The organism is Aequorivita soesokkakensis, from assembly GCF_001641085.1.
GTDB lineage: Bacteria > Bacteroidota > Bacteroidia > Flavobacteriales > Flavobacteriaceae > Aequorivita > Aequorivita soesokkakensis.
Map to the genome: position 1 here is coordinate 46874 of NZ_LXIE01000049.1, position 26224 is coordinate 73097.

The following is a 26224-nucleotide window of genomic DNA, read 5'->3' on the forward strand; positions in this document are numbered from 1 at the left end:
CAAAATCATGGAAAAACATAATTATAACGTAGATATCACTTGGCGCCAAGACCGAAAGGGAATGATGTGCTCACCAGAATTGAAAGAAGGCGACGCGCATTCAGCAAATTGTATTGAAGTTGCCACCCCGCCGGAATTTCCAAAGGGAATGCCTAATATTTGGTCGCCCGAACATCTTTTTACAGCAGCAGTTAGCAGTTGCTTAATGACTACTTTTTTGGCGATTGCAGAAAACTCTAAACTGGATTTCACAGGATTCAGCTGCAAATCAAAAGGCATTTTGGAAAAAGTAGATGGCAAATATTTAATGACGGAAGTAATTCTACAACCCACTGTAACCATCAAAGATGAAAAGGATCGGGAACGCGCAGAACGCATCCTCCAAAAATCTGAAGCGGCTTGTTTGATTTCAAATTCAATAAAATCGAAGGTTACAATGGAGGTTACGATCAAAATAGAGGCTTAAATGAGTATTTCCCTCAGCAATATCAGCAAATCCTATAAAAAGGTGAAAGCGGTTCAGGATATTTCATTTGATGTGAATCCGGGTGAACTCTTTGGCCTCATTGGCCCCGATGGCGCTGGGAAAACCACCATTTTCAGGATTTTGACCACGCTGTTAATTGCCGATGAAGGCAGGGCCACCATTGCCGGATTTGATGTTGTTAAGGATTATAAAGCAATCCGTAATTCCGTAGGCTATATGCCAGGACGGTTTTCGCTTTATCAAGATTTAACGGTAGAAGAAAACTTAACTTTTTTCGCCACTATTTTCGGAACAACCATAGAAGAAAATTACGATTTGATTGAAGATATTTACGTTCAAATTGAACCTTTCAAAAACCGACGTGCAGGGAAACTTTCTGGCGGGATGAAGCAAAAACTCGCCCTTTCCTGCGCTTTGATCCACAAACCGAAAGTACTTTTTTTGGACGAACCCACGACCGGCGTAGATCCCGTTTCGCGAAAGGAATTTTGGGAAATGTTGAAACGTTTACAGAAAAAAGGGATTACCATTTTGGTTTCAACTCCATATATGGACGAAGCGGCATTATGCGATAGGATTGCCTTGATACAGGGCGGCGAGATTTTGGAAATCGACACACCCGACGCCATTGTAAGCGAATTCCCCAAAACCATTTACAATGTGGGCGCAGATAATATGTACAAATTGATACAATCGCTGCAGCAATACGAGCACGTATATAGCGTCTTTCCGTTTGGCGAATTTGTGCACTACACTGACAAAAGGGATTCATTTGAAATGGCCGATCTGCAATCCTATCTGGAAAAAGAGGGCCTGGCGGATATCAGCATTGAAACGGCAAAACCGAACATCGAGGATGCCTTTATGGAATTGGCGCGGTAATGAAAGAAGAAAATGTAATAGAAGTCAATCAATTAACCAAAACATTTGGTGATTTTACAGCTGTAAATGCAATCAGTTTTGAAGTTAAAAAAGGTGAAATCTTTGGGTTTTTGGGAGCGAATGGCGCTGGAAAAACTACGGCTATGAAAATGTTGATAGGTATTTCCAAACCTTCATCGGGAACTGCGAAAGTTGCAGGATTTGATGTGTATTCCCAAACTGAATCAATAAAGAGAAACATAGGCTACATGAGCCAGAAATTCGCACTCTATGATGATTTAACCGTAAAAGAAAATATTACTTTTTTTGGAGGAATTTACGGTTTATCCAGGAAAAAAATTAAGGAGAAAAGGGAAGAATTAGTTTCAGAATTGGGTTTGGAAAACATCAGCAACAAATTGGTTGGCTCCTTGCCTTTGGGCTGGAAACAAAAACTATCCTTTTCGGTTTCACTTTTACACGAACCAAAAATTGTTTTTTTGGATGAACCCACGGGCGGCGTTGACCCAATAACCCGAAGACAGTTTTGGGAAATGATTTATAAAGCAGCCAATCAAGGCACCACTATTTTCGTAACAACACATTATATGGATGAAGCGGAATATTGTGATAAAGTTTCCATAATGGTGGAAGGAAAAATAGAAGCTTTGGACACACCAAAGAAATTGAAAGAGCAATTTAGGGTTGATTCTATGAACGATGTGTTTTTGAAATTGGCGAGAATCCCATCCCCGACCCTTCCCAAAGGAAATGGAGAAAATATCGATCGCAATTAAAAATTAACAATGAAATAAGTTCTCCCCTTTGGGGAGTTAGAGGGGAAAATGAAACGATTTATAGGTTTTATAAAAAAGGAATTCTACCATATCTTTCGGGATAGGCGGTCATTGTTTATACTTTTTGGGATGCCCATTGCCCAGATATTACTTTTCGGATTTGCCATTACCAATGAAATCAATAATGTAGATATCGCTATTTTGGATCACTCAAAAGATGCTTCAACCGAAGAAATTATCAATAAAATTTCAGCTTCAAAATACTTCACCATAAAACAAATGATCGCTAACGAAGCGGAAATTGAACCCGCTTTTAAAAAAGGAAAAATAAAAGCAGTGCTGAATTTTGAAAAAGATTTCAGCAAAAATATAATCAAAGAACGAAAAGCTACCATTCAAATAATAACTGACGCCACCGACCCAAATACCGCAAATTCGATAACCAATTACGTAAATTCCATACTTCAGAATTATCAGCAGTCAGAAAATAAAAGCATTCAAATAGACTATCAAATCATTCCCCAAACGCGGATGGTTTATAACACAGAACTTAAAAGTGTTTTTATGTTCGTGCCCGGCGTAATGACGATTATTTTAATGTTGGTTTCGGCAATGATGACTTCAATCTCCATCACCCGCGAAAAGGAATTGGGCACAATGGAAATTCTGCTAGTTTCACCCTTAAAACCTTTTCAGGTTATTATCGGGAAAGTGGTTCCCTATATTTTTCTATCTGTTATAAATGCTATCGTAATAGTTGTTTTGAGCATTTTTATATTTAAGATGCCAGTCCAAGGAAGTTTGCTTCTGTTGGGGTTGGAAAGTGTTTTATTCATAATCACATCCTTGGCATTGGGAATTTTAATCTCAACCATCGCAGAAACACAACAGGCCGCAATGATGATTTCCTTAATGGGTTTGATGCTACCGGTAATATTACTTTCCGGGTTTATTTTTCCAATATCGAGTATGCCCGTTCCACTACAAATAATCAGTAACATAATTCCCGCAAAATGGTTTATCATCATTATAAAAGGGATAATGCTGAAAGGCGTCGGAATGGCTTTTATCTGGAAAGAAACGTTGATTTTGATTGGAATGACGCTTTTCTTTATTGGGCTAAGTGTGAAAAAATATAAAATCCGGTTGGAATAATGAAGACCATCGGCTACATAATACAAAAGGAATTCAAACAAATCTTTAGAAATAAAGGGATGTTGCCTATAATTTTTATCCTTCCGATTTTGCAGCTCGTCATTCTCTCCAATGCGGCAACCTATGAAGTAAAAAACATAAAATTCGCATACATTGATAACGATCACACTTCAACTTCCCGCTCTTTAATTGAAAAGTTCAACGCTTCAACCTATTTCGATGTTTTAACCGATTTTCCTTCACAAGAAAAAGCAAGTTCAGCAATGCTAGCTGGAGAAGTTGACGTGGTGCTGGAAATACCACATCAATTTGAAAAAAAGCTACTAAAAGAAAAAACCACCGATTTATCCATCACTATTAATGCGATTGACGGTGCGGCGGCTGGTGTGGAAAGTGTTTATGTAAACCAAATTGTGCAAAGTTTTAATAAAGATGTAAAAATGAATTTTAGGAATACATCCAATAAAATTGCACAGCCCGTCACCATTGAGAGCATCCCTTCCTTTTGGTATAATACAACTTTGGATTATAAAACCTTTATGGTGCCCGGTATTTTAGTTTTGTTGGTAACCATGATAACCCTATTTCTCTCTGGGATGAATATTGTTCGGGAAAAAGAAATAGGCACTTTGGAACAAATAAACGTAACGCCCATTCGTAAAAGCCAATTTATTATCGGGAAATTATTTCCATTTTGGGTAATAGGAATGGGACTTTTAACCATAGGATTGATTCTCGCAAAAGTAATTTTTAATATTCCGATGATAGGCAATATTATTCTTCTTTATGGCTTCACCTCTATTTATATTTTAGTAATTCTCGGAATGGGGCTGCTGATTTCGAATTTCACAGATACCCAGCAACAGGCAATGTTCATCTCCTGGTTTTTTATTGTCATTTTTATTCTGATGAGTGGCTTGTTTACGCCAATAGAAAGTATGCCTAAGTGGGCACAGCTAATTACCGAATTCAACCCAATAAAATATTTTGTAGAAATTGTACGAATGGTAATGCTAAAAGGCTCCGGTTTTATGGATATTTTACCACAACTTTGGAAAACGTTGCTATATGCAATTATAATGAACGGTTTGGCGGTTTGGAGCTATAAAAAAGTGAATTGAAAACCGCTAAACCATAATTTCCTTTATCTCATACAATTTCGGAATGGTTACATTCCATCCATAGGTATCACGCAATTTCACCCGAAAAGCATCTTGCGCTGTAGGCTCGCCGTGAATTAGAAATACTTCTTCGGGTATATTTTTTATATTGCTCGTCCAATCCAAAAGTCCCTGCTGATCTGCATGGGCGGAAAGGCTTTCAATATGATGGACTTCAGCTTTTACGGGATAGTATTTTCCGAAGAATTTTAACTCGTAAGCTCCTTCCAAAAGTTGTCGGCCGCGAGTTCCTTCAGCTTGATAGCCAACCAATAAAACGGTGGTGTTTGACTTGTCAATCATTTGCTTCAAATATGTCAAAACCCTTCCGCCAGTAACCATTCCGCTACCCGCAATAACCACTTTTGGCTGTGGGTTATCTATGGTTTCCCAAGTTTCCTTATAGGAAGTGATTATGTTCATCCGATTGTTCATTGCGTTAAAATCCTTCATAGGTAGTTTGTGCCAATCCGGAAAATTTTGAAACACCGAAAGCACATTATTGCCCATCGGGCTATCAATAAAAATTGGGATGTTTGGGATTCGGTTTTCATCGTACAGCTTCCAAAGCAAAAACATCAAAGTTTGTAAACGCTCCACCGCAAAGGATGGAATTATCAAATTGCCACGATTGTGGATGGTTTTATTGATAAGCTCCACCAATTTATCTGAAACACTTTCCTGTGGATGGAGTTTGTTTCCGTAGGTACTTTCCATAAAAAGATAATCTGCCCACTCCGGTTTTTCGGGTGGAGAAAGTAGCAAATCGTGTTCTCTCCCAATATCTCCCGAAAACACAAAGATTTTTCCGAAAATTTCAAGTTCTATAAAAGTGGCGCCGATAATATGTCCGTTATACCTAAACCGATATTTTATATTTTCTGAAAGTTGAATCCATTTGTCCTTTTCTTCAGCGTGGAAAAAACCTAGCGTAAACTCTGCTTCTTCAACGTTGTAAAACGGTTCGGCGGGTTTGTGTTTTGAATAGCCTTCTTCATTTGCTTTTTCAGCTTCCTCCTCGTGGATTTTTGCACTGTCCAACAAAATTATTTTTGTAATTGCAAGCGTTGGTGCAGTTCCAATAATTTTTCCGCGAAAACCCTGTTTTACTAATCGCGGCAAATAACCTGTATGATCCAAATGTCCGTGCGTCAACAAAACCACATCTATTTCTGAAACATCAATTGGAAGATATTCCCAGTTTTTTTCACGCAGTTCCTTTAAACCTTGAAACATTCCGCAGTCTATCAAAATGTTCTTTTCGGGAGTTTCAATTAAATATTTGGAACCCGTTACGGTTCCAGCTGCACCGAGGAAATGGATTTTTATTTTTTGCATAATTGTTCAATCTCACTTAATATTCTCTCTTTTCTTTTTTCTGAAATTCCCAAATGGTCCAAATAGAAATGATCATCTATCAATTGTTTGCAAAGCACGACATCGCGACTGAGCAAAAACTGCTTTTCCCGCTGACTTAACAGAGTGGAAACGGTTACAGGATAGAGCCCCAATCGGTCTATGCGATCCTTGATACCGTTATCTTTCGGAAGATCCCAGCTTAAAAGGTGGAGGCCAATACATTCCCCATATTTTATAGCATCTTCGGTAAAACGGGTATTGGTAACTACCCAACCTTCATTTGGTTTTTCACCTTTATTACTATCGCCGTAAAAATTTAGAATATCACGATAGCGGGAATGTATATAGAGTGGAACTTTTACATCACAATTACGCCCCTCATCACTATGGAATTTACACTCAGCCACAATATACTGTCCGTTTTTATGTGCAACCACATCTACTTCGTGGGTTACGCATTTTCCCTGTAAAAATTGCCCTATTTTTACTTCATAACCACTGTAAAAAAGGATTGCTCCAACAAATTTTTCAAAAGGAAAACCTGTGGGCCCGAGCTCATAAATTGCTTTCTTCAACTTATATTTTGAAGCATATCCCTTTTTCTTTTTTTTGAGAAGCGCAAAAGCACGATTGTAAATTTCTTTAGTTGAAATACCTTGATAAAGTTCATCACGAACGTGATTAGCAATTTCATTGACCAATGCTTCTTCCGCGCCACTTTTTCGCAATGAAGTTTTCAATTTTTCAATTGAAAATTTCGCCTTTTGGCCAGAATGCTTAATTACTTCAATATCCGGAAGGTTTTTTGCCATTTGCTCAATTTCTTAAATCGTGCATTGCCAAAAGTGGCACATTACTGTGTTTGCCGAGTTCTTTGACCATCGGGTTGGAAAAAACACTTCCAAATAAATGGTGTTTCTTATTGACGATAGCAATCATTTCACTTTCCCTACTTTGCACAAAACAGCGTACGCCAGTTTGTAAATCCACATCGTATAACTGATGATGGGTATATTTTACCGAATCAAGAATACTTTCCAATAATATTCTATTTTCCGCTTGCTCTTTACTTAATGGCTTACCCTTGTGAATATGCAGTATTCGGATGGGAGCATTGGTTAATTTTGCCATTTCAATAAGGGTTTTTAACTCCTTTTGTTTGTAATGGGTTTTAAAACTGGTGGGAAAAACAATCTCGTTCGGGTCTTTGTAGATTACATTCCCGGGAATTGCCATCACAGGACAATTGCGCATTTTTTCCATCACATTCACGGCATTGCTTCCAAAAATAAAATCCTTGTTATCGGTTTCTCCACGGGTACCCATGATAATGAGTTCAATATCTTCCTTTTCAATTGTCTTTTTTAAAACATCGAAGAATTGCCCAAATTCATTTATATACTGAAAGCTATGGTTTTCATTTTCCTCACAATAGCCCATCAGCAACTTCAACTTTTGCATATCTTTTTCCGCAACAGTCTGCATTATTCCGAGTGCTGCCTCGGTAGGTTTTGGAATAAGCAAATTGTCATTGGAAAAACCCGAATGAAAATAGGTATGAAGAATATAAAATTCGCAATATTCTCTTTTATACAGTTCTACCGCATACTTGATAGCGTTCCAAGCATTTTTGGAAAAATCTGTGGGAATTAATATTCGCTTTTTCATAATTTTTAATTTTTTAAATTATTACTTCTAACTTTTTATTGGAATAACCAAGGTTGGAACGTGAGTATGCTTCCCTACCCTACTAACCACGGGCTCTCGGAAGAGTTGTTTTAAAAATGCATTTTTGTGGTAAACTAATGCCAAAAGGTCTATTCCTTTAGTATCTATAAAATTGTGAAGTGATTTTGAAACACTGTCTTTTTTGGGGATGAAGTGAAAATCTGTATCATATTCCGTAAGATCATTTTTATACTGTTCCAAATTTTGTTTTTGTTTGAAATCCAGCCCTTCTTCGGTACCTACGTGAACAATATGCAGGTTTGAATTATACTGGCGCACCAATCGAACTATAGGACGCAATTTTGAAAGTTGGAAAAAATCATTAAAATCTGTGGCAAAAGCGATGTTTGTTGGAATAACAAAATCTACCTCGCGCGGAACTATAAGTAGCGGACAACCTTCCAGCGTTTTTGTGATTTTAACCGTGGTGCTCCCCACTAGAACTTCTTCGGCTCCCGTGCGTCCCTTGCTACCCATAACCACTAAATCTATGCCTTCGGTAGAAACTAGTTTATTGATGGTTTTCGACAAAGTTGCAGGCGTGGAAATGACTTCGAAACTGTGTGCTACCTTGGGAGAATCTAGCGTAATTTGATGCACCAATTGTTTGCCGTCTTCATCAGATTGACGGTACAATTTTTCAATTATATTTTCGGAACGGCCAATATCCACACGGCTTGTTAGCTTACCTACTTCTTCACCAAAGGAATGTAGAATTGTAATTTGCAATGCTTCATCACTAAAAAGTTTTGTAACGTAAAACAATGCTGCATAAGCGTTTTTTGAGAAATCTGTGGGAACAAGTATTTTTTTCATTTTCAATAATTTTTAAAAGTTTTATCTAGGTAGATTTTGAAGTACTAAAAAAGGAATATCTATTTTCAATCCTATTTTTTCAATGGTGGATTGATATAGTATGTTTTCCAGATAAGAATGGCGCGTATTGACCATCACCAGCATATCAATGGGATTTTCAATTATAAAAGTATTGATGGCTTTAGTAACATTTGTACCGCTCTTTTGATGGAAATTGATTTGGTTATCACAGAAGGAAGCTTCCAAAAATTTCTTGTTATCCTGCTGCCGCAAAGAAAGTGAAGGAAATTTTGAAACGTAAAGGAAATCAACTTTGGAAACAAAGCATTTTGCAATACTGCTCACCAATTTTAATTCACGGCGTTTGTATGGCAATTGATAATCTGTGGGAAACAATATATTCTTTGGATGCACATCGCCATAAACTGCCGGAATAGCATGTACGGGACATTTTACATATTTAATTACCTGAAGCGTGTTGCTGCCGAAGGTTATCTTTTTATCGGCAGTTTCGCCTTTAGTGCCCATAACCACCACATCTATATTTTCTTTTTCCACCCAGTCATTTACTGAATCTACCAGCAAACCAAATTCTGCAATGGTGTGTATATTGTGTTTCGGGTTTGGTGAAAAACTGAGGATTTGCTTCTCTGTTTCCTCCAAATTATCTTTCGCTTTTTGAAGTGCTTTTTGCTGCAATTCCTCAAAAACCGAATCAGCCAGTCGAGCTTTATCTTCATAGACCGATTCAGAAAAGGCGTGAAGCAAATAAATTTCAGAACGGTCATATTTAAAAAGCTCTGTGGCATACTTTATTGCGTTCATTGAATTTTCAGAGAAATCAATTGGGATTAAAACTTTTCGCATGGCATATTCTTATAAAATTCGATATGTAAAGTTAACCATTCCACTTCAAAAAAAGTATGATAAATATCAGCTAACCCATTGACATTTAAGGAATAGTTAAGAATATCAACGCGCAAAATTTTGTAAATTGAAATAAAAAATCATGAAATTTTCAGCCATAAATTTTTTAATCGCAACAACCTTTTTGTTGCTAACAGTTTTCCTTTTTACAGCTTTGGATTTTCCGTTCAATTGGATATTCTATTTGACCGTTTTGGGTCAAGCATTTTTAATATTTACGGTCTTTAAGGTTTTAAAAGACAATTATACCACAACCAAAACCTTTAAGGATTTTTATGAAGACCACCCCATTGGCCGAGAGGAATAATTTAAAAATTGGTCAAGTTTTAAGTAACAAATACTGCAACGCACAACTGAATGCAGATTACTGAGCATTGACCACTATTCATGAAGCACCAAAAAAGGAATTTTAGTGTGGTAACTAATTGATTTCACGGTTGGACGGAAGAGCAATCGCTGTATAAAATTCAGGTTTTTTGCAACCATGGCAATCATATCTATTTCCCAAGTTTCCACAAATTCCTGTATTCCAGCCTCAATGTTTTTGCTTTCCAAAAAATGGAAACTGTGCTTGGTTTCCTTTAAAAAATCCTGAAGAAATCCTTTGTTTTCCATCTGTGTATGGGTAAATTCGTGATTAGTGGATTTTATATTTAGAATTCGCAACGCGGCTTTTTGTAGTTTCAAGGTTTCATAAATGGTATTAATTACACGGTTTTTATACATGCAATTATAGTCTGTGGGGAACGCCACATTTTTAATTTTAGTAAATTTCGCGTGCTCAGGAATTACCAATACGGGACATTTCACTTTTGTAATTACTTCACTGGTATTGCTGCCAATTTCGTTACGGTTCATTTTTGAAGATCCTTTGGTTCCCATTAAAATATAATGGATTTCCTTTTCGGAAACATATTTTCTGATCGCTTCCACCAACAATATATTTTCATGCAACGGATAAAAAACATGATTTGGATTCTTAGCAAGTAACCTGCAGGTTTTCAGTTCTTCTTTTAAAAGTGCGCCTGGGCTATGTATAGTGTGGTTTTCTGCAAATTCCTCAAAAAAACCTTCGGGTTCTTCGTCTTGGTAATGTGGAGTTTTAAGCGAAACATGAAGAATATAAAAATTCACGGGAATATCCGCAAAATAATCCAACGCATACCGCAAGGCATTGTGTGAATTCTCAGAGAAATCTGTCGGGATTAAAACATTCTTCATTATAACATAATCTTACCGACAAAAATATCTGTATGGGTCGGTTCAGAAAATGATAAAAATCAGTTTAACGGAAAAAATAAATGCAGTGGAGATTATTCAATATTCCGCAAACTTTCCAAATCAATAATGCGAATATCGCGCCCTTCAATTTCAATGAGACCGTCTTTTTTAAAATCAGAAAGTGTTCTTATCAAGCTTTCCGTTGCTATGCCAGCGGTTGTGGCCAAATCGTTTCGGGAAATGCGAAGCGGAGCCTGAGGCATTTTGTTCATTATCTCAACAAATTGAAGAATCGTGCTGGCCGTTTTTTTCCGAACGGAGCTGTACGCCATCTTTACTAATTGTAGCTTTATTTCAGAAAGATTATCTGTAAGCAAATTCATCAATTCCAAAGAAACATCCTGACTTTTCTTTAAAATATCCTTCACATATTTTTTTGAAATACCCACAATTTCGGTTTCTTCCACCGCAGTTGCAGTTTCGTTGTAGGGAATGTTGTCTTCAAAAGAAGTGAATCCTAAAAAATCATCGGCTTTATAGAGTCCCGTTATCAATTCCTTGGCATTGGCATCCATGGTGTGGGTTTTTACAACGCCTTTTAAAAGCAGGAATAAACTATTGGAATGATCACCGTTTTTATAAATATGTTCTCCTTTTTTAAATGTATTTACAACGCCTTCATCACAAAAAAAGTTTTTTAGTTGGTTTAGGTTTTGCGGATTTTCATCATTTTCATCGATCCCGGAAGCTGAACTCTGCTCACGCATTGCCAAAATAGTTGCCTTTGCCAAACGGCTTTCTACCGCACTGATTAATTCCTGTTCATCAAAAGGCTTGGTCAGGTAATCATCTGCGCCCATATCCATCCCTTTACGAATTTCTTTATGCTCGGTTTTTGCCGAAAGAAATATAAAAGGAATATGCTGGGTGGTTTCTCCAGAAGCCATAGCTTCCAATACGCCATAACCATCAATTTCGGGCATCATAATATCACAAATAATAACATTTGGAATTTCCTGTTTAGCTTTATCAATCCCAATTTTACCATTTGGAGCAGTGATAACTTTGTAGCCCGAAAGCTCCAAAAGTTCTGCCGTGTTTTCTCTTAATGCGGTATCGTCTTCAATAAGGAGTATTGTCTTCATTTTAATTTGTATTGTTTTTTGTTGGGAATGAAATAGTAAACGTGCTTCCCTTGTTTTCTTCACTTTTAAAGGAAATGCTGCCGCCCACATTTTCCAAATGGCTTTTTACAATGTTTAGGCCTATGCCTGTTCCTTGGTCCAGTAACGCATTTTCAGCCCTAAAATATCTGTTGAAAATAAATTTTTGCTCTTTCTCGGGAATGCCCATTCCTTCATCAATTATTTTAATGCTGAGCCTGTTATTTTTTTGCTCCACATCAACATCAATAGTTGTAAATTCTGGCGAATATTTCACTGCATTGTTTATGAGATTGGTAAGCGAGAGTTCCAGAATTTTTTCATCAAAATTCACGATTATATCATCAATATTGTTGGGGTAATTAATTTTTTGCCCATCCTTCAACAGCATATTGGCGTTATAAATAACTTCATTCACAACTTTACTTAAAGGAAAGGTGTCAAATTTATAAGTTGCCTTGCCAGATTCAAGACGTTCTATGGATAGAAAATCATTCAGAATATTGTTGAGATATTTCACTTTATTCTGAATGGTTTTTATGTGTTTTTCGCGCTTGTCCTGCTGCTCTTCTTGGGTATATTTTCCCAATAAGGTGGCGGAAGTAAGAATCCCGCTCAAAGGAGTTTTAAATTCGTGTGAAACCAAGGAAAGGAATTTTGTTTTCAACTCATTCAGCTCGCGTTCCTTTCTTAAGGATTCCTTTATTTTATGCTCTGCTTCCATTCTTTTCAAAACTTCAGCTTTAAGCTCGCGCACCGTTTCCTTTAGGGCTTTTGTACGTTCTTCAATTTTTTGCTCCAGTTCGGTATTCAGCTCCAAAATTTGCAATTCCTGACTTTTACGAACGGAAATATCCGTTACCAAAGCCATCACATATTTACTGCCGTAAATTTCAAAAGGGTTTAGACCGGCTTCCACCGGAAAGGTGCTGCCATCTTTTCGAAGTCCGTAAAGATCTCGGCCATGACCCATTTGGCGCGGGTCACTCTTTTCCAAAAAACCTTCAACTTGTTTGGGATGGCTATTCCTGTATTCCTTCGGAATTAAAATACCCAGGTTTTTCCCCAAAAGCTCTTCCGGCTTATAGCCAAACATTTTGCCCGCGGCGTCGTTAGAAGTAACAATTTCCTGCTTTTCATTAACAATAACGATACCTTCCGATATGGCTTCGGAAAGAATTCTGAAAATATTTCCTTTTTTTTCCTCAAAAACCTTCATCCCCCAAAAGTAAGGATTTTAAACAGTTTTCACGAACTGATTTATGTCATAAAATTTCACGTAAAAACCCTTTAGTTTTACAGCATTAGAAATAAAAAAACCAAAGAATTATGGGAACTATAGATAAACCCCAACTCCTGTTTTACCAGAAAATGGGAGAGCTTTTCTATTCCATTGCGGCGGCAGATAATGTGGTGCGAAAAGCGGAATATGAAGCTTTAAAAAGAAACGTTGCCGAACAATGGAAAGATCTTGATGATTATGAGGATGGTTTCCACACCGATGCTGCATACCAAATTGAAGTGGTTTTTGACTGGTTTGATTATGAACAGCTGGACGCCAATGACTGCTTTGAAAGTTTTGCGGATTATAAAAAGGAAAACCAAAAGCTCTTCACAGAAGAGCGAAAGAAACTTATTTGGAAAACCGCAAACGCGATTGCAAATGCCTTTTCGGGAAAAAACAAAAACGAACTGATTATACTGGCAAAGCTGAAAATGCTTTTGGAAGAATCGTAATTTTTTAAAAAGTCTTCTTTTTATCGTCTCAATTGTTTCCCTATTTTTATAAATTAAAACCCCACCCATGAAAATTTTTCTGCCAATTCTGATACTTTTCACATGTATCGCCTGCAAAAACGACTCGAAAAAGAGTGAGATTGAAAAGGAAACCAATTCAGAGGAAATTGTAGATTCCTTGCGCGTTTCTGACAGAAATCTGGAAATGCAACAAAAAACCCTAAACCTAAAACGGCAGGAACTCATAGAGAAAAAAGATTCAAAGGTTGAGATGGAAAACCTATTGATCTCAAAATCATTTTTGAAAGAAGGTGATTGGTACACTTTGGATTTTAAATATCCGTACCTCAACGAAAAAATAAAACCCCAATTTGAAAATTTTAATGAATATATAAGCAAATATTATCTGGATGCCAAAGGCGTGGAAAAGCAGATTTTGGAAGAAAAAAGATTATGCGACTCCTTGGGAATTCCAAAGCAGAACGAAAAGCGAATGGTAGATTATAAAATCTACAACCTTAACGATAGACTTATAAGTGTGCTTTTTTACAAAGAAAACCACTACACCGGCGCAGCGCATGCTGCCTATACTTTTGATTGTTTAAACTTTGATTTGGAAAGAGCGGTTTTTATGAATTATGAGGATTTTTTTAATAATGGTTCTGAAGAAGAACTTCGCAAAATCTTAAACGATCTTTTAAAGGAAAAAATAAATTCCGGCGAAATGTATTACGATTGTTGGGCTATTTCCGAAGATGATTTCTTCGATGCCAAAAATAATTTTGTGATAAATGACGATGTGGTGGAGTTCTATTTTGACGACTGCGTAATCTGCCCATCCTATACGGGAACTTATTCCATCCAAATTCCCTTGGAAATGCTGATGCCCGTTTTAAGAAAATATAAAAAGAACCTTTTGATTGGTTAATTTCTTAGAAAAAAGAAAAAAGAATAAAGACGAAAGAAGAAAGAAGAAAGTTTAAAACCGAAAACCGAAAACTGACAACCGACAACCGTTCTTATGAAAAGTAATTTTAAAGACATAATAAATTCTGAAACGCCCGTACTGATCGATTTTTTTGCAGATTGGTGCGGCCCTTGTAAAATGCTTGCTCCCATACTGAAACAAGTAAAGGATGAAATGGGAGATAAAGTAAAAATTGTAAAAATAGACGTCGATAAAAATCAACCGTTAGCGGCGCAGTATCAAGTGCGCGGGGTCCCTACAATGATTCTCTTTAAAAACGGAAAACAGCTTTGGCGACAGAGCGGTGTGCTTCAGAAAAATGATTTGGTAAATATTATAAATCAACATAGCATTTAAAGTAAATTCTTCCCTATTTCCCATAAAAAAAGCAGGAACTCAAAATTGAAATTCCTGCTTTTCGGTGTTAATTGTTGTCGATAGCAATTAACTATACTTTAAAAGTCATCACTGGCAAATCTGAATGGTTTACCACATCTTCGCCGATACTTCCGGAGAAAAAGTGCGCCAAGCCTTGACGGCCTTGGGTTGGCAAAGCGATAATATCTGCATTGCTCACTTGGCTATAACCGAAAATGCCAGCTTCCACAGAATATTCATTGTATTGGATCACTTTGTTTAAGGTTTCAAGTGGATTCGGTTCTCCGGCATCTTTCAAAAAGCTGAGAATTCGTTTTTCAATTTCTCGGGTGCTGCGGAAATCGCCTGCAAGATTCACGTAAAGCATTTGCATATTTATTCCTAAAGTATCAAATAGCTTTTGCGCGCGCTTGTATGGGCCAATTGAATTTTCCAGAAAATCGCAAGCAAATACGCCAATTTCAGGATTGAAATTTTCGTGGCGGTGTTTTATTACCAAAACTGGTATATCAGAAGTGCGCACTACTTTTTCAGTATTGCTTCCAACGAAGACCTCTTTTAAACCAGAACTTCCGTGAGACCCCATTACAATTAAATCTGCTTCAAACTCGCGGGCAACATCGTTCAATTCACTAAAAATTTTATAATTGTGCACGGCATCCGTTACCTTAATTCCTTCCAAATAGTCTTTGTCCAGAAATTCAGCAAAACGCTTTTCAGCCAATTTCATATAGTACATAGCCTCAAAAACCTCTTTGCTTTCATCGCGCGTTACAACAGCGTCGCTAAGCCCCATCATGTGCAGCGCTACTATTTCAGCATTTTGCTTTTTTGCGATGTTTGCTGCAACTTCCAGCGCATATTCTGAATGGTTGGAAAAATCTACGGGAACTAATATTTTTTTCATGATTTTGAGTTTAATGGGTTGTGAATTTTGCTTTTCGTTTTTTTAGCTGTTTTTCAATATCTGAAATGGTTTCTTTTGCGGCTGCCTCAAAACTCTCCTTTGTTGAAGTAGCGAAGATTTTTGGTCCTGGCAGACTAAGTTCTATTTCGCAAATATTGCCTTTGCCATAATTATTGTTTTCAAGCTTAAAACTTACATCGGCTCTAATTAGCCATTCATATTTTTCACCCAGCTTTTTGAGTTTTTTTCCAACGAACTCGTTCATCGCTTCACTGGTAGGCATTTTCACGTATTGAATGTTTATAGTCATAATTTCCTGAATTGGTTTCTATTTTTCAAATATAGCTCTTATTAAGAGCATTTAAAATGACCAAAGTCATATAAATACAGTTACCTTTAAAACAAAAACGCCCACTTTCGCAGGCGTTTTCAGAAACAATAAAAAACAACAATATTTAAAATTCCAGTTCAAAGTAAAGACTACTTTCTGGATTGGACTCCGTAACGTCTTCGCCTTTTAATACTTCGCCGCTTTGGTTTAACAGTTTTAGATTTACTTTCCAGTAACCAGTCATAGTTAAAGACAATTTCCCGTTATACATTTTTGTTGTGGGATTAAAGGTTAAATCCTCATTGTTTGGCGAACTGTGGTTGCCCATTCCAGGCATTCTTGGGTCAACCGTGATTTTATAGTTTTCAACCACGGGAAAACTCATCATATTCTCCATTTTGTAAAGCACAGCCTGAAAATCATTGATGGCAACTTGTGGTGTTTTAGGATTTACGTATGCCAAAACATATCTATTGTCATCACTTCCCATAAACACCTGCACTTTATTCAGTCCGTCTGCTGGTTGTGTTACAGAAACGCGGTGGGTTTCGGTCATTGCTTGTCCGTTCAAGTTATAATTGAGCGTTACATCCCAATATTCTGTATCATTTCCTGGCATTTGAAAAACAATATAGCCTTTATAAACCGAATTGCTTTCCGTATTGCTCAACATACTGTGCGGTGCCGAATGTTCCATTGTTTCCATATGCATCATCGGCATCCAGGTTGCAGCAGCATTGGTAACGTATTTGTCGCTAGCCATGTCTTTTATTCTGATTGAAATTTCATTGTAGCCTACTTCCAAAGCAGTCTTTTCTGAATAGATTTCTACGGAATGGTCTGCGGATGGAAATTCATAAATTTTATTCAAACCTTCTACTGGGTTTGGTTCCATTGGGGTTTCATCATTGTCATCGGAACAACTTACAAATGAAACTGACAGAATTAGGATTGCGAAAATATATTTTAATGTTTTCATAATTATAGTTTTATTAATTGATTGAATAAGAAATTGTTAAATAAAAATTTCTGCCCATCCGTGGAATGTTGTTCCAATCTGTATAGGTAGAGTAATAAGTGTCTAGAATGTTTTCAATTCCAGCTTTTACAAAAAGATCATTTTCATTGATGAAAAATCGCTTCCCGAAACTCGCCGAAAGCGTTGCATAAGCAGCACTTTTGGTTTCGCCATAAGTAGGATTGAAATTGGTTTGCTCTCCAGCGCCATCAACGGATAGCGATGCTGAAAATTGATTTTTATAAAAATCGAGGGCGCTTCTGTATGAAATGGGACTTATTAATGGCAGGTTTTCACCTTCGTCGTCAATTCCACGGTGATAGGAAATATTACCCGTTAATTTAAAGGCATTGGAAATACTATACTTTCCCGTAAGCGTTGCATTGAAAAGCTGCGCATACTCCAGATTGGTATAAATCTTCACCCCATCAGCGCCAATGGTCATCGTGCTCAGCGAATTATCCACCACACCAATTATATAATTGAAAATGTGGAAATAATTTGCAGCGGCAGTAATTTCAAAAGTTGGTTTTTTATAGGTCACGGAAATATTGGCGTCTGCAGAGCTTTCCGTATTTAAGTCTGGATCGCCAATGTAATCGTGGTTATCAAAACTATTGAACAAATAAAACCCATACCCTTCCGAAACCGAAGGCGCCCGTTCGCCGTAGGAAACACCACCATTAAAGTGAAAATCATTCACCATTTTGTGGTATTGTGCTGAAAAGCTTTTCAGAAAACGGGTATTTGTACGATCCATTTCTGGGTAAAAGATTTTTAAACTGTTCAACCCAAAATCATCCGCAACCGTGTTTGAATGGTACGCCAAACGTGTGGAAAGTTTCAGTGAAGCTTTTTCAAAAGCAATATGGTCTTCGGCATAAAATCCAACATCCTTTGTCCGCACATCTGGCCACGTCAACATAAACATCAACGGCTCGTTACTGTCAGCCGGGTACATCGTCATTTCCGCATAACTCTTGTTGTAAAACCCATCTAATTTTAAGAAGAAATGATTCTTTTCTTTATTGAAATTGGCTTGCGTATAAAAACCAGCCGTTTCGCTCCAACCCGGCATATCCATGTGTATCGGCACGTCTGGGCGCTTGGTATCGTCCATTACGTGTTTTATGTTATTGTAATACAGTTTAGATTCCCAATTGGTGAAATTACCAAGCAAAGTATCCTGATTAAAACTCACCGAGCTAATCACCGCGCGCGCCAAGGAAACATCCATCGTCAATGCTGGATAGCCCACATCGTTCGCTTCGTCATAAATTAAAGTGGCAGAAATGGATTTGTCGGCAGCCAATTTATATCCAGAATTGACAGAGAAATTATATTTTTCAAATTGAGAAAAGAACACTTCTCTATCGCCGCCGGCTTTATAATTATCTGCTTTTCGATAGATTCCGTCAGTGTTCAAATAGAATTTTTCATCAGAATAGTTCAGCTCACCACCAAACACACGCATCAGGTTATTGCTTTCAAAAGCGCTTTCCACTGAACCGTTCCAGCCAGTTGGTTTAAAATTGCTTTTGTCCAGTTTTAGGTTGATGCCACCACCAATTGTATTTCCAAAAGCTGCACCTTGCTGACTTGAACCAATTTGCGCTTCCGAAAGATTTGACACGTCAACATAAGATGTTATCGGGTCCATTTTATCGGTACAGGCGCCAAAAACCTGCATACCGTCAATGGTTACCGCCAAACGTTCCGAAGCCATATCGTTCATGGTTGGTTCCCAAGCGTAGGCGCCGCGTTTCACCATATTGATGCTGAGCGATGATTCCAAAAACTCGTCTAGAGTTGACAACGGTTTTCGCTGCTTTTGATGATCCAATTGCTTGCCAGCCGAAATTACGATCACCTCGTTAAGATGAATCAATTTCAAGCTATCCGCAGGCGTTTCCTGTGCATACAATTGCGACATAAAAGTACCGCAAAACAGTGCACACCAAAGGCAGCCCATAAGTATTCCCCGTGAAGGAAATACACTTATAAATGCTTTCATTTTATGATAGTTTTGATAGTTTAATAAGAATTGTCACGTTGAAAATATTCCGAAGAAATTTCAATTATGACCGTTGCTATAAATTATCCCAACTGTGGCGGATGAAGGATTTTTGAAGTAAAAAGGGAAGAATTCAAATTTGGCTTGTAGCCTATGTTTTTAAAGGAAATAATTTCAGTTGCCGAAGCAAAAGTATATTCTGATATATTTTCTGAAATGATAAATTGTGGAATCTCAGTTTTTAATGTTTTGCCGCTGAACGGGTTTTTATCTTCTGCCCCAGCCTCTTTTGCAAGTTCTTTGGTTAAATGACACTTTCCGTTACAGTGCATTTCGGGCTTGTCTTTGTTTTCACAAAGTACATTTACTATGTAATCATAATTCACAACATACTCAACCACGGGCCACAATGGTTTTGTGAGCATTATCAGGGAAGCGACTATGAGAATTACATTTTTCACAGAGCAAATATAGTATCGCTAAGCCGTTTCAAAAATGATTTTCGTCACATTTTTCAGCTAATTAAAAAGAAAGATTTTATCATAAAAAAACCTGTTTCCCAAAATAATTGAAAACAGGATTTATTTAAATTATAACTGATTTTACGAGGTTAGCTATGCACAGCAGCTTTCTCCTTCGTCCTTTACACCGAGTTTCTTGAGTATTTTTTCCATCAAGCACCATTTTGTAAAAGATGATTGCAGTAAGTTGACACCCACAAAACCTGTGAACCACAACCAATTAATATTCACATAAACAGCCAAAATAAGACTGGTCAAAATAAAAGTCCCGGCAATTGCCCTGATATATCTGTTAATCATAATATTGAAATTTTAAAATTAAACAATCTTGATTGTCCTCTCCATCACCTCCCCTTCGGGGAGGCCGGGAGGGGCCTAAATGCTCCGTTCTATCGGTACCACAACCGCATGAATTGGGTTGTTTGTTTCCAGGTTTTCATTAAATTTTTCTACCAAATCGAAAAACGAATCAATCCTTTCATCCTCGGTAAAAGAGAAAAACATACTGCTGTCCGCTCCGCCTTTTTCCGAAGGAAACCAATTGGAGTTCATCATAAAGGATGACACATTTTTATAGCCTTCAATATCGGAGCCGCTATAACTCTCAATTTTCGCTTTTTTGAAAAGCTGTAGCACGTCTTTCTGAAATTCGTCTACAACGGTTACAATTAGTAGTTTCATAATAAAAATGTTTATGGTTTATTGTTTGTGGTTTTTGGTTATTTTACTCACAATCACATCTTTTCTGTTTATTCTTTACTCTTTTTTCTCCCCTAACTCTTTGTCTTTTTCCTCAAAATTCTTCCGTTCAATCATATAATAAACCAATGGTACTACAAGTAATGTAAGTACAGTTGAAACAATAGTTCCGCCCATTAGTGAAATGGCAAGTCCTTGGAAAATTGGGTCAAACAGTATTACAAATGCTCCAATTACCACCGTTCCCGCAGTCAATAAAATTGGGGTTGTCCGTACGGCGCCCGCTTCAATAACGGCTTGCTTTAACGGAATTCCCTCAGCAGTTCGAAGATTTATAAAGTCAATCAACAACACCGAGTTCCGCACCATTATTCCTGCCAGGGCAATCATCCCAATAAAGGAAGTAGCGGTAAAAAACGCGCCCATTATCCAGTGGCCAAGCACAATCCCTATCAATGAGAGGGGAATGGCAACCATCATTACCACAGGCGCTTTAAAGTTTTGGAACCAACCAACTATCAAAATGTAAATGATGATGATTACGCCCAAAAACGCAATCCCCAAATCGCGGAATACTTCCAGTGTAATCTGCCATTCGCCATCCCATTTCACCGTAAAATCGTCTTCGTGTTCGGGTTGCTGTAAATACAGTTCGTTCATTTTGTAACCAGTTGGTAGTTCAATATTATTCAGCTTGTCCGTCATCCCCAATATGGCATACACCGGACTTTCGAGCTCCCCGGCCATATCCGCCAACACATAAACCACGCGTTTTTGGTTTTTGCGATAAATACTCTTGGCACGGATGCTTTCCCGTATATCGACCAAATCGCCCACAGAAAACATATTACCTTGTTTGGAAGCAATCTTCAACTGTGAAATATCCTGAATGGTCGATTTTTCCTTTTCATCCAAAGCAAGCAAAATACCTACTTGGTTCGTAGCATCTTCAGCATACAGATTGGTAACAGGTTTATCCGAAAGTGCCATATTCATTGTGTAAACAATCTGTTGTGGCGCCACGCCGTAACGCATCGCTTTTTCTTTGTCTATAATAAATTCGTATTCCTTTTGGTCTGCTTCAACCATCCAATCTACATCTACCACATCTTGGGTTTCGTTCAGAATGTTTTCAACTTGTTTTGCAACTGCAATTTGTTGGTCATAATCGGGTCCATATATTTCAGCAACTATCGTAGAAAGTACTGGTGGTCCCGGTGGGACTTCCACTATTTTCACATTTGCGCCAAACTTTTTTCCAATTTCCTGAATGCGCGGACGAATCAATTTTGCAATATCGTGGCTCTGTTCTTTTCTATCTTTCTTCCCTACCAAATTCACTTGAATATCAGCCATATTGCTACCACCGCGTAAATCGTAATGGCGCACCAAACCGTTAAAGGTTATCGGTGCCGAAGTACCCACGTAATTTTGATAATTCACTACCAAAGGCTGTGTTGAAAGATATTGTCCAATTTCACGGGCAACCACTGCTGTTCTTTCCAAAGTGGTTCCCTCTGGCATATCTATCACTACCTGCATTTCGTTTTTATTGTCGAAAGGCAGCATTTTCACGGCAACCGATTTGGTAAAAAACATCATTATCGATCCCAAAAGCATCACAATGGTAATCCCCAAAAACAGCCAACGTGTTTTTTTGTTTTCGATTAAAGGCGTTTCAAATTTTGAGTAAATTCTATAAATAAAAGTACGCTCCAAAGGTTTTTCCTCTTTCGGTGCTTTTCCTTTTTTCTCTTTTTCACGAAGAAAAATATAGCCTAAATATGGTGTTATAGTCAAGGCCACGAATAACGATAGTATCATCGCAATAGAAGCTCCAATAGGCATTGGCGACATATATGGCCCCATCAGTCCGGAAACAAACGCCATTGGCAATACCGAAGCGATTACCGTAAACGTTGCCAAAATGGTTGGGTTTCCTACTTCGTTTATTGCGTAAATAGCTGCTTGCTTAAACGGCAAGCGCTTCATCTTGAAATGCCGGTGCATATTCTCTGCAATAATGATGGAGTCGTCCACCACAATTCCCGTTACGAATACCAAAGCGAAAAGCGTAATTCTGTTTAGCGTATAATCAAGCAAATAATAACTCAAAAGTGTCAAGGCAAACGTAATTGGCACTGAAAGAAAAACCACCAAACCACCGCGCCAGCCCATGGCGAGCATTACCACCAAAGTAACGGCGAAGATAGCACCAATAAGGTGCATCAACAGTTCTGATACTTTGTGGGAAGCTGTTTCGCCGTAGTTACGTGTTATTTCTACGTGAACGTCATCTGGAATTAAGTTGCTTCGCAAATGATCTACTTTATCGATAATTACATCCGCAATTTTCATTGCATCGGCTCCTTTTCTTTTTGCAACCGAAATGGTTACGGCAGGATATTCGGAAGGATACTTTGAAATATTATCGCTAGCGCCTCCAAATCCAAAGGAAACATAATGACTTGGAATTTCCGGACCATCAAAAATAGCCGCAATCTGTTTTAAATAAATGGGTTGGTTCTGCTGTACGCCCACTACCAAGTTTTCCACATCTGTTACGGACTTTAGGAAATTTCCGGTAGTAACCAAAAACTCCGTATCGTTCTTATCAAAACTGCCCGAGCCCAGTTGCTGGTTGTTTGCCTTTATCATTTCGGCAACGCCCAAAAAGTCTAGACCGCTTGCAGCTAATTTGTCTTTGTCCAAAACCACTCTTAGTTGTCTATTTCGACCGCCAACCTTTTTGGTATTAGAAACTTCACTCACCTTTTCAATTTCTTGTGTGAGTTCGTCCGAAATCTGTTTCAGTTGAAAATCGTCATAATTTTCGCTCCAAAGTGTAATTCCAAGCATTGGCACATCATCAATAGCACGCGGTTTTACAAGCGGCATGGTAACGCCCGGAGGCATTTGGTCCATATGCTTGTTCATTTCGTTATAGAGTTTTACGAAGGAACGCTCAATACCCTCGCCCACATAAAATTGTACGATTACCATCGCGCCTTCTTTCGAAGAAGTGGAATAAACATATTCCACCCCCGGAATATTGGAAACCAGTTTTTCCAAAGGTTTTACTACCCTCGATTCTACCTCGGTTGGGGAGGCGCCGGGGTAGCCCACGAAGATGTCGGCCATCGCCACATCAATCTGTGGTTCTTCCTCGCGCGGTATCAAAAACGAACTGTAAACGCCGATGACCATAAACACGATCATCAACAGCACCGTAAGCTTTGAGCCTATAAATAACTTGGCAATTTTGCCTGCTAATCCGTCCTTCATCGTTATTGTTTAATGGTTATTTTTGCTCCGTTGAAAAGTTTTCCTTCGGAAGAAATAATATAATTTTCATCTGCGGCAAGGCCCGAAAGTACTTCCACATTATCGCCGAAAGTGCGACCAAGGCGTAACCAGCGCAGTAAGGCGGTATTGCTTTGGCTCACGGTGTAAATTCCAGTTAATTGTCCGCGTTTGACCAAGGCCTCCTTTGGCACCATAACCGCGGTAACGTCTGCTTTCTTTTCAATGGGAAACTGGACCGTAGCATACATACCCGAAAGAATGCTGGCATCGGTTTTGTCCAAAACTACTTTTACCAAATACTGCCCGCCCGTGTTTTTAGCGGAAGTGCTGACCTCGGTAACCGTGCCGGGAAGTATTTTATCTGAAGATTTTACAATCACTTGTACCTCCGTTCCAGACTTTATTTTTGAAATTTCACTTTCGGGAACTGAAGCCGTTACTTCAAAATTGCCTGGCCCTTCCACTGAAACCAATGGCACCCCGGGATTTGCCATATCGCCCGCTTCAATGAATTTATTGGTAACCACGCCGCTAAAAGGAGCGCGAAGATTTACATAGGCAAACTGCGATTGCACCTCGTTTTTCATCTGCTTTGCCCCTTCCAATCTGGCTTTTGCCATTTCATATCGGGCGCGTTGGTCGTCGAGTTCCTTTTGGCTCGCGCTATTTTCAGCAAAAAGGTTTTGGAAACGTTGGTAATCCTTTTCGGCATTGTTAAAAGCCGCCTGAGCCTCGGTAATGCCGGCACTGGTCTGGGCTTGTTTTGCTGAAAGATCTGAATTGTTAATACTCACCAACAACTGCCCTTTTGAAACCTTGTCACCCACATTCACGTGCACCTTATCCACAAAGCCCATCATTCGGGTGCTAAGGGTGGCACTGTTTGCAGCTTCAATTTTTCCACTGGCGGTTAAAAATGGGGTGTTATTTTCTGCAGCTACAGAACCTACTGTTACTGGAACAGCTGGAGTGCTATCAATTTTCTTTTCTTCTGAAGAATTGCCGCAGCTAGTAAGACCTATAACTGCTGTCAATATCAAGCTTGAGTATAATAATTTCATATTTATATTTTTTAAATCTTGTTTGATTTCGGTTTCGTTTTCGATTTCTGTTTAAGAGAAATTCTAATCTATAATTATTTGGTTTCCATAAGTAGGTTTCGACTGCGCTCAACCTGACATTCTGCTGTCACCCTGAGCGCAGTCGAAGGGCTCAACTTGACATTTTCAATTTCGTTTTCAATTCTTTGTTAAAAACTGAAGATATGCCAAGGCGTAATTATGCTGAAATACGGTATTGAAATACTCCAATTGCTTTTGCGAATACTGCGTCTCGGCCATTAACAGGTCGGTGGTTCTTTCCAGGCCTTCCTTAAATCGGTTGGTGCGGATTCTAAGTGCTTCCTTTGATTGTTCCAGCGCCAATTCGGTAAGTTTTAAATTACTTTTTGCATCCTGTAACATTCGTTTTGCCTTGTTCAGCTCCAATTGGCTTTCGGCCTTGTATTGCTCCAATTCCAAATTTGCCTTGTTGAATTCAGCCTTGCTTTTTTGGGTTTTCCCAAAACGTTTTGAGCCTTCAAAGAGATTCCAGGTTAAAGCTGCGCCAAACAAATAACCATTGGCATCTGCCTGAAAAATCTGGTCGTCGTAGAGTTCGTAGCTTCCAAAAGCATTCAGCCTTGGCAAAAACGTCATTTTATCTGCCTTGTAATTTTGTCTGTAGGCTTCGGCGGCAAATTCCATCGCCTGAATATCGGCCCTGGAATTGGAAAGGGTTTCAGCGGAATTCAATTCCGAAGAAACCGTCAACGAATCCGTTGGTTTTAAAACACCGGAAACCTCTTCATTCATTAACATTGTAAGATATTCTGAAGCATTTATCACATTGCTTTTTGCGTATTGCAATTGGTTCTCTACCTCAGTAACACGGACCTGCACCGCCAAAACATCGCTCTGTTGCAAATACCCCTGCTTAAAACTATTGTTAGCCAAGCGCAGGTTTTCGTTGGCGGCATTAAAAGCTTTTTCCAAAACCTCCACACTTTTATAGGCCAACTGCAACTGCATATAGGCTTTTTCAGTTTCCAGGGAAAGGTAATCGCCAGTTCTAGCCAATTGCATTTGGGTGGCCTCCCATGTTGCCCTTGCCGCTTTTCTTTGGAAAATACCATCAACGTTTATAAGGGGCTGTTGCACTTCAAACTTTGTTGCGAACAGGTTTATTTGGGAAGGATCGTTTAATTTATTCGGATCAAAATCTGCTTGGGTCACTATTTCCTGGTTCAACTTAAACCCAAAAGCCATCAACGGATTGGTTGTTGCCATTCCTGTATGCGACGCAGAAATATTAGGCAGGAAAACCGCATTGGTTTGGTTGTAATCACCTTTGGCGGCAAGCACCTGTTGCTCCCCTATTTTTAGCTGATTGTTTTGTGTACTAACCTTTTCCAAAACCTCAGCTTTGGAAATTGGGATTATTTCTTGCGCAAAAACCAGTGCGGGCAAGAAACCGAGAAATAGAAAAAACTTGTTGATCTTCATTTTTTAAATTAATTTGATGCAAACATAGTTCAGAATTTAACAACGGTCAGTAACTAATGTTACCAAAGAAGTATTGATAGTGGTAGTGGACAGTGGGTAGTGAATGTTGATAATTGATAATTGAGTATT

Annotated in this window: 27 protein-coding genes; 9 read left to right on the forward strand and 18 right to left on the reverse strand. The window is 38.4% G+C overall.

Annotated features, from left to right (window positions below; translation table 11 throughout):
• Nucleotides 1–7 precede the first annotated feature (7 nt).
• Genes A7A78_RS13200 through A7A78_RS13220 form a run of 5 tightly spaced genes read left to right on the forward strand, consistent with a single transcriptional unit; the run spans nucleotide 8 to nucleotide 4421 of the window.
• Nucleotides 8–466, forward strand: coding sequence for an OsmC family protein (locus A7A78_RS13200; protein ID WP_068762939.1), 459 nt, complete (start codon nucleotides 8–10; stop codon nucleotides 464–466).
• The gene (locus A7A78_RS13205; RefSeq protein WP_068762940.1) at nucleotides 467–1369 is read left to right on the forward strand and encodes an ABC transporter ATP-binding protein; all 903 of its coding nucleotides are present in this window, start codon (nucleotides 467–469) and stop codon (nucleotides 1367–1369) included.
• On the forward strand, nucleotides 1369–2145 hold the full coding sequence (locus A7A78_RS13210; RefSeq protein ID WP_068762941.1) for an ABC transporter ATP-binding protein: 777 nt from the start codon (nucleotides 1369–1371) through the stop codon (nucleotides 2143–2145). The genes A7A78_RS13205 and A7A78_RS13210 overlap by 1 nt, the downstream gene beginning before the upstream one ends.
• Nucleotides 2146–2193: 48 nt before the next feature.
• Nucleotides 2194–3300 carry an ABC transporter permease gene (locus A7A78_RS13215; RefSeq protein ID WP_068762942.1) on the forward strand — a complete coding sequence of 369 codons (1107 nt, stop codon included), beginning with the start codon at nucleotides 2194–2196 and terminating at the stop codon, nucleotides 3298–3300.
• Entirely contained in the window at nucleotides 3300–4421 is a 1122-nt protein-coding gene (locus A7A78_RS13220) for an ABC transporter permease (protein ID WP_068762943.1), read from the forward strand. Before A7A78_RS13215 ends, A7A78_RS13220 begins: the two co-directional genes overlap by 1 nt.
• A gap of 6 nt (nucleotides 4422–4427) precedes the next feature.
• Here A7A78_RS13220 and A7A78_RS13225 read toward each other — a convergent pair whose 3' ends face one another.
• From A7A78_RS13225 to A7A78_RS13245, 5 genes are read right to left on the reverse strand one after another with little or no spacing between them, the layout of a single operon-like run.
• Nucleotides 4428–5798, reverse strand: a complete 1371-nt coding sequence (locus A7A78_RS13225) for an MBL fold metallo-hydrolase RNA specificity domain-containing protein (protein WP_068762944.1) — start codon at nucleotides 5796–5798, stop codon at nucleotides 4428–4430.
• Nucleotides 5786–6631 (reverse strand): ATP cone domain-containing protein, encoded by an 846-nt coding sequence (locus tag A7A78_RS13230; RefSeq protein ID WP_068762945.1) that lies wholly within the window; start codon nucleotides 6629–6631, stop codon nucleotides 5786–5788. The genes A7A78_RS13225 and A7A78_RS13230 overlap by 13 nt, the downstream gene beginning before the upstream one ends.
• 4 nt (nucleotides 6632–6635) lie before the next feature.
• The gene (locus A7A78_RS13235; RefSeq protein ID WP_068762946.1) at nucleotides 6636–7487 is read right to left on the reverse strand and encodes a universal stress protein; all 852 of its coding nucleotides are present in this window, start codon (nucleotides 7485–7487) and stop codon (nucleotides 6636–6638) included.
• 27 nt (nucleotides 7488–7514) lie between these two features.
• The gene (locus A7A78_RS13240) at nucleotides 7515–8363 is read right to left on the reverse strand and encodes a universal stress protein (protein WP_068762947.1); all 849 of its coding nucleotides are present in this window, start codon (nucleotides 8361–8363) and stop codon (nucleotides 7515–7517) included.
• Between the two features lie 21 nt (nucleotides 8364–8384).
• Nucleotides 8385–9230, reverse strand: a complete 846-nt coding sequence (locus tag A7A78_RS13245; RefSeq protein WP_068762948.1) for a universal stress protein — start codon at nucleotides 9228–9230, stop codon at nucleotides 8385–8387.
• A 142-nt stretch (nucleotides 9231–9372) separates the two neighbouring features.
• Here A7A78_RS13245 and A7A78_RS13250 point away from each other — a divergent pair, with 142 nt between their 5' ends.
• Nucleotides 9373–9597 (forward strand): hypothetical protein, encoded by a 225-nt coding sequence (locus A7A78_RS13250; RefSeq protein WP_068762949.1) that lies wholly within the window; start codon nucleotides 9373–9375, stop codon nucleotides 9595–9597.
• Nucleotides 9598–9671: 74 nt separating this feature from the next.
• On the opposite strand, the gene A7A78_RS13255 is transcribed toward A7A78_RS13250, so the two are convergent.
• The 3 genes from A7A78_RS13255 to A7A78_RS13265 all read right to left on the reverse strand — a co-directional run bounded on the left by A7A78_RS13255 (nucleotide 9672) and on the right by A7A78_RS13265 (nucleotide 12893).
• Nucleotides 9672–10511 carry a universal stress protein gene (locus tag A7A78_RS13255; RefSeq protein ID WP_068762950.1) on the reverse strand — a complete coding sequence of 280 codons (840 nt, stop codon included), beginning with the start codon at nucleotides 10509–10511 and terminating at the stop codon, nucleotides 9672–9674.
• Nucleotides 10512–10603: 92 nt separating this feature from the next.
• On the reverse strand, nucleotides 10604–11656 hold the full coding sequence (locus A7A78_RS13260) for a response regulator (protein WP_068762951.1): 1053 nt from the start codon (nucleotides 11654–11656) through the stop codon (nucleotides 10604–10606).
• 1 nt (nucleotide 11657) lies between these two features.
• The gene (locus A7A78_RS13265; protein ID WP_068762952.1) at nucleotides 11658–12893 is read right to left on the reverse strand and encodes a sensor histidine kinase; all 1236 of its coding nucleotides are present in this window, start codon (nucleotides 12891–12893) and stop codon (nucleotides 11658–11660) included.
• A gap of 110 nt (nucleotides 12894–13003) precedes the next feature.
• On the opposite strand from A7A78_RS13265, the gene A7A78_RS13270 reads away from it, so the two are divergent.
• From A7A78_RS13270 to trxA, 3 genes are all read left to right on the forward strand, one after another.
• Complete coding sequence (locus tag A7A78_RS13270; RefSeq protein ID WP_068762953.1) at nucleotides 13004–13411, forward strand: hypothetical protein; 408 nt, start codon at nucleotides 13004–13006, stop codon at nucleotides 13409–13411.
• A gap of 67 nt (nucleotides 13412–13478) precedes the next feature.
• Nucleotides 13479–14339: an RsiV family protein gene (locus tag A7A78_RS13275; protein ID WP_068762954.1), complete on the forward strand. Its 861-nt coding sequence runs from the start codon at nucleotides 13479–13481 to the stop codon at nucleotides 14337–14339.
• A 93-nt stretch (nucleotides 14340–14432) separates the two neighbouring features.
• Nucleotides 14433–14735, forward strand: a complete 303-nt coding sequence (gene trxA, locus A7A78_RS13280; RefSeq protein ID WP_068762955.1) for a thioredoxin — start codon at nucleotides 14433–14435, stop codon at nucleotides 14733–14735.
• A 91-nt stretch (nucleotides 14736–14826) separates the two neighbouring features.
• Here trxA and A7A78_RS13285 read toward each other — a convergent pair whose 3' ends face one another.
• The 10 genes from A7A78_RS13285 to A7A78_RS13330 all read right to left on the reverse strand — a co-directional run bounded on the left by A7A78_RS13285 (nucleotide 14827) and on the right by A7A78_RS13330 (nucleotide 26095).
• Nucleotides 14827–15663, reverse strand: a complete 837-nt coding sequence (locus A7A78_RS13285) for a universal stress protein (RefSeq protein WP_068762956.1) — start codon at nucleotides 15661–15663, stop codon at nucleotides 14827–14829.
• A gap of 10 nt (nucleotides 15664–15673) precedes the next feature.
• A complete protein-coding gene (gene hpf / locus A7A78_RS13290; RefSeq protein WP_068762957.1) occupies nucleotides 15674–15973 on the reverse strand; it encodes a ribosome hibernation-promoting factor, HPF/YfiA family in 300 nt (99 codons plus the stop codon).
• Nucleotides 15974–16118: 145 nt separating this feature from the next.
• Nucleotides 16119–16973: a FixH family protein gene (locus A7A78_RS13295; RefSeq protein ID WP_068762958.1), complete on the reverse strand. Its 855-nt coding sequence runs from the start codon at nucleotides 16971–16973 to the stop codon at nucleotides 16119–16121.
• A gap of 13 nt (nucleotides 16974–16986) precedes the next feature.
• Nucleotides 16987–19026, reverse strand: a complete 2040-nt coding sequence (locus tag A7A78_RS13300) for a TonB-dependent receptor plug domain-containing protein (protein ID WP_242649282.1) — start codon at nucleotides 19024–19026, stop codon at nucleotides 16987–16989.
• An 83-nt stretch (nucleotides 19027–19109) separates the two neighbouring features.
• Nucleotides 19110–19487 carry a hypothetical protein gene (locus A7A78_RS14985; RefSeq protein WP_131811151.1) on the reverse strand — a complete coding sequence of 126 codons (378 nt, stop codon included), beginning with the start codon at nucleotides 19485–19487 and terminating at the stop codon, nucleotides 19110–19112.
• 153 nt (nucleotides 19488–19640) lie between these two features.
• Nucleotides 19641–19847 carry a YgaP family membrane protein gene (locus A7A78_RS13310; protein ID WP_068762961.1) on the reverse strand — a complete coding sequence of 69 codons (207 nt, stop codon included), beginning with the start codon at nucleotides 19845–19847 and terminating at the stop codon, nucleotides 19641–19643.
• Between the two features lie 75 nt (nucleotides 19848–19922).
• Entirely contained in the window at nucleotides 19923–20228 is a 306-nt protein-coding gene (locus A7A78_RS13315; RefSeq protein ID WP_068762962.1) for a hypothetical protein, read from the reverse strand.
• A 75-nt stretch (nucleotides 20229–20303) separates the two neighbouring features.
• A complete protein-coding gene (locus A7A78_RS13320; protein ID WP_068762963.1) occupies nucleotides 20304–23531 on the reverse strand; it encodes an efflux RND transporter permease subunit in 3228 nt (1075 codons plus the stop codon).
• A gap of 2 nt (nucleotides 23532–23533) precedes the next feature.
• Nucleotides 23534–24613, reverse strand: a complete 1080-nt coding sequence (locus A7A78_RS13325; protein ID WP_068762964.1) for an efflux RND transporter periplasmic adaptor subunit — start codon at nucleotides 24611–24613, stop codon at nucleotides 23534–23536.
• A gap of 177 nt (nucleotides 24614–24790) precedes the next feature.
• Nucleotides 24791–26095 carry a TolC family protein gene (locus A7A78_RS13330; protein ID WP_068762965.1) on the reverse strand — a complete coding sequence of 435 codons (1305 nt, stop codon included), beginning with the start codon at nucleotides 26093–26095 and terminating at the stop codon, nucleotides 24791–24793.
• Nucleotides 26096–26224: the final 129 nt, after the last annotated feature.

Coding starts and splice junctions, on each gene's coding strand:
- A7A78_RS13200 (WP_068762939.1), top strand. CDS start 8: ATGGAAAAACATAATTATAACGTAGATATCACTTGGCGCCAAGACCGA.
- A7A78_RS13205 (WP_068762940.1), top strand. CDS start 467: ATGAGTATTTCCCTCAGCAATATCAGCAAATCCTATAAAAAGGTGAAA.
- A7A78_RS13210 (WP_068762941.1), top strand. CDS start 1,369: ATGAAAGAAGAAAATGTAATAGAAGTCAATCAATTAACCAAAACATTT.
- A7A78_RS13215 (WP_068762942.1), top strand. CDS start 2,194: ATGAAACGATTTATAGGTTTTATAAAAAAGGAATTCTACCATATCTTT.
- A7A78_RS13220 (WP_068762943.1), top strand. CDS start 3,300: ATGAAGACCATCGGCTACATAATACAAAAGGAATTCAAACAAATCTTT.
- A7A78_RS13225 (WP_068762944.1), bottom strand. CDS start 5,798: ATGCAAAAAATAAAAATCCATTTCCTCGGTGCAGCTGGAACCGTAACG.
- A7A78_RS13230 (WP_068762945.1), bottom strand. CDS start 6,631: ATGGCAAAAAACCTTCCGGATATTGAAGTAATTAAGCATTCTGGCCAA.
- A7A78_RS13235 (WP_068762946.1), bottom strand. CDS start 7,487: ATGAAAAAGCGAATATTAATTCCCACAGATTTTTCCAAAAATGCTTGG.
- A7A78_RS13240 (WP_068762947.1), bottom strand. CDS start 8,363: ATGAAAAAAATACTTGTTCCCACAGATTTCTCAAAAAACGCTTATGCA.
- A7A78_RS13245 (WP_068762948.1), bottom strand. CDS start 9,230: ATGCGAAAAGTTTTAATCCCAATTGATTTCTCTGAAAATTCAATGAAC.
- A7A78_RS13250 (WP_068762949.1), top strand. CDS start 9,373: ATGAAATTTTCAGCCATAAATTTTTTAATCGCAACAACCTTTTTGTTG.
- A7A78_RS13255 (WP_068762950.1), bottom strand. CDS start 10,511: ATGAAGAATGTTTTAATCCCGACAGATTTCTCTGAGAATTCACACAAT.
- A7A78_RS13260 (WP_068762951.1), bottom strand. CDS start 11,656: ATGAAGACAATACTCCTTATTGAAGACGATACCGCATTAAGAGAAAAC.
- A7A78_RS13265 (WP_068762952.1), bottom strand. CDS start 12,893: ATGAAGGTTTTTGAGGAAAAAAAAGGAAATATTTTCAGAATTCTTTCC.
- A7A78_RS13270 (WP_068762953.1), top strand. CDS start 13,004: ATGGGAACTATAGATAAACCCCAACTCCTGTTTTACCAGAAAATGGGA.
- A7A78_RS13275 (WP_068762954.1), top strand. CDS start 13,479: ATGAAAATTTTTCTGCCAATTCTGATACTTTTCACATGTATCGCCTGC.
- trxA (WP_068762955.1), top strand. CDS start 14,433: ATGAAAAGTAATTTTAAAGACATAATAAATTCTGAAACGCCCGTACTG.
- A7A78_RS13285 (WP_068762956.1), bottom strand. CDS start 15,663: ATGAAAAAAATATTAGTTCCCGTAGATTTTTCCAACCATTCAGAATAT.
- hpf (WP_068762957.1), bottom strand. CDS start 15,973: ATGACTATAAACATTCAATACGTGAAAATGCCTACCAGTGAAGCGATG.
- A7A78_RS13295 (WP_068762958.1), bottom strand. CDS start 16,973: ATGAAAACATTAAAATATATTTTCGCAATCCTAATTCTGTCAGTTTCA.
- A7A78_RS13300 (WP_242649282.1), bottom strand. CDS start 19,026: ATGAAAGCATTTATAAGTGTATTTCCTTCACGGGGAATACTTATGGGC.
- A7A78_RS13310 (WP_068762961.1), bottom strand. CDS start 19,847: ATGATTAACAGATATATCAGGGCAATTGCCGGGACTTTTATTTTGACC.
- A7A78_RS13315 (WP_068762962.1), bottom strand. CDS start 20,228: ATGAAACTACTAATTGTAACCGTTGTAGACGAATTTCAGAAAGACGTG.
- A7A78_RS13320 (WP_068762963.1), bottom strand. CDS start 23,531: ATGAAGGACGGATTAGCAGGCAAAATTGCCAAGTTATTTATAGGCTCA.
- A7A78_RS13325 (WP_068762964.1), bottom strand. CDS start 24,613: ATGAAATTATTATACTCAAGCTTGATATTGACAGCAGTTATAGGTCTT.
- A7A78_RS13330 (WP_068762965.1), bottom strand. CDS start 26,095: ATGAAGATCAACAAGTTTTTTCTATTTCTCGGTTTCTTGCCCGCACTG.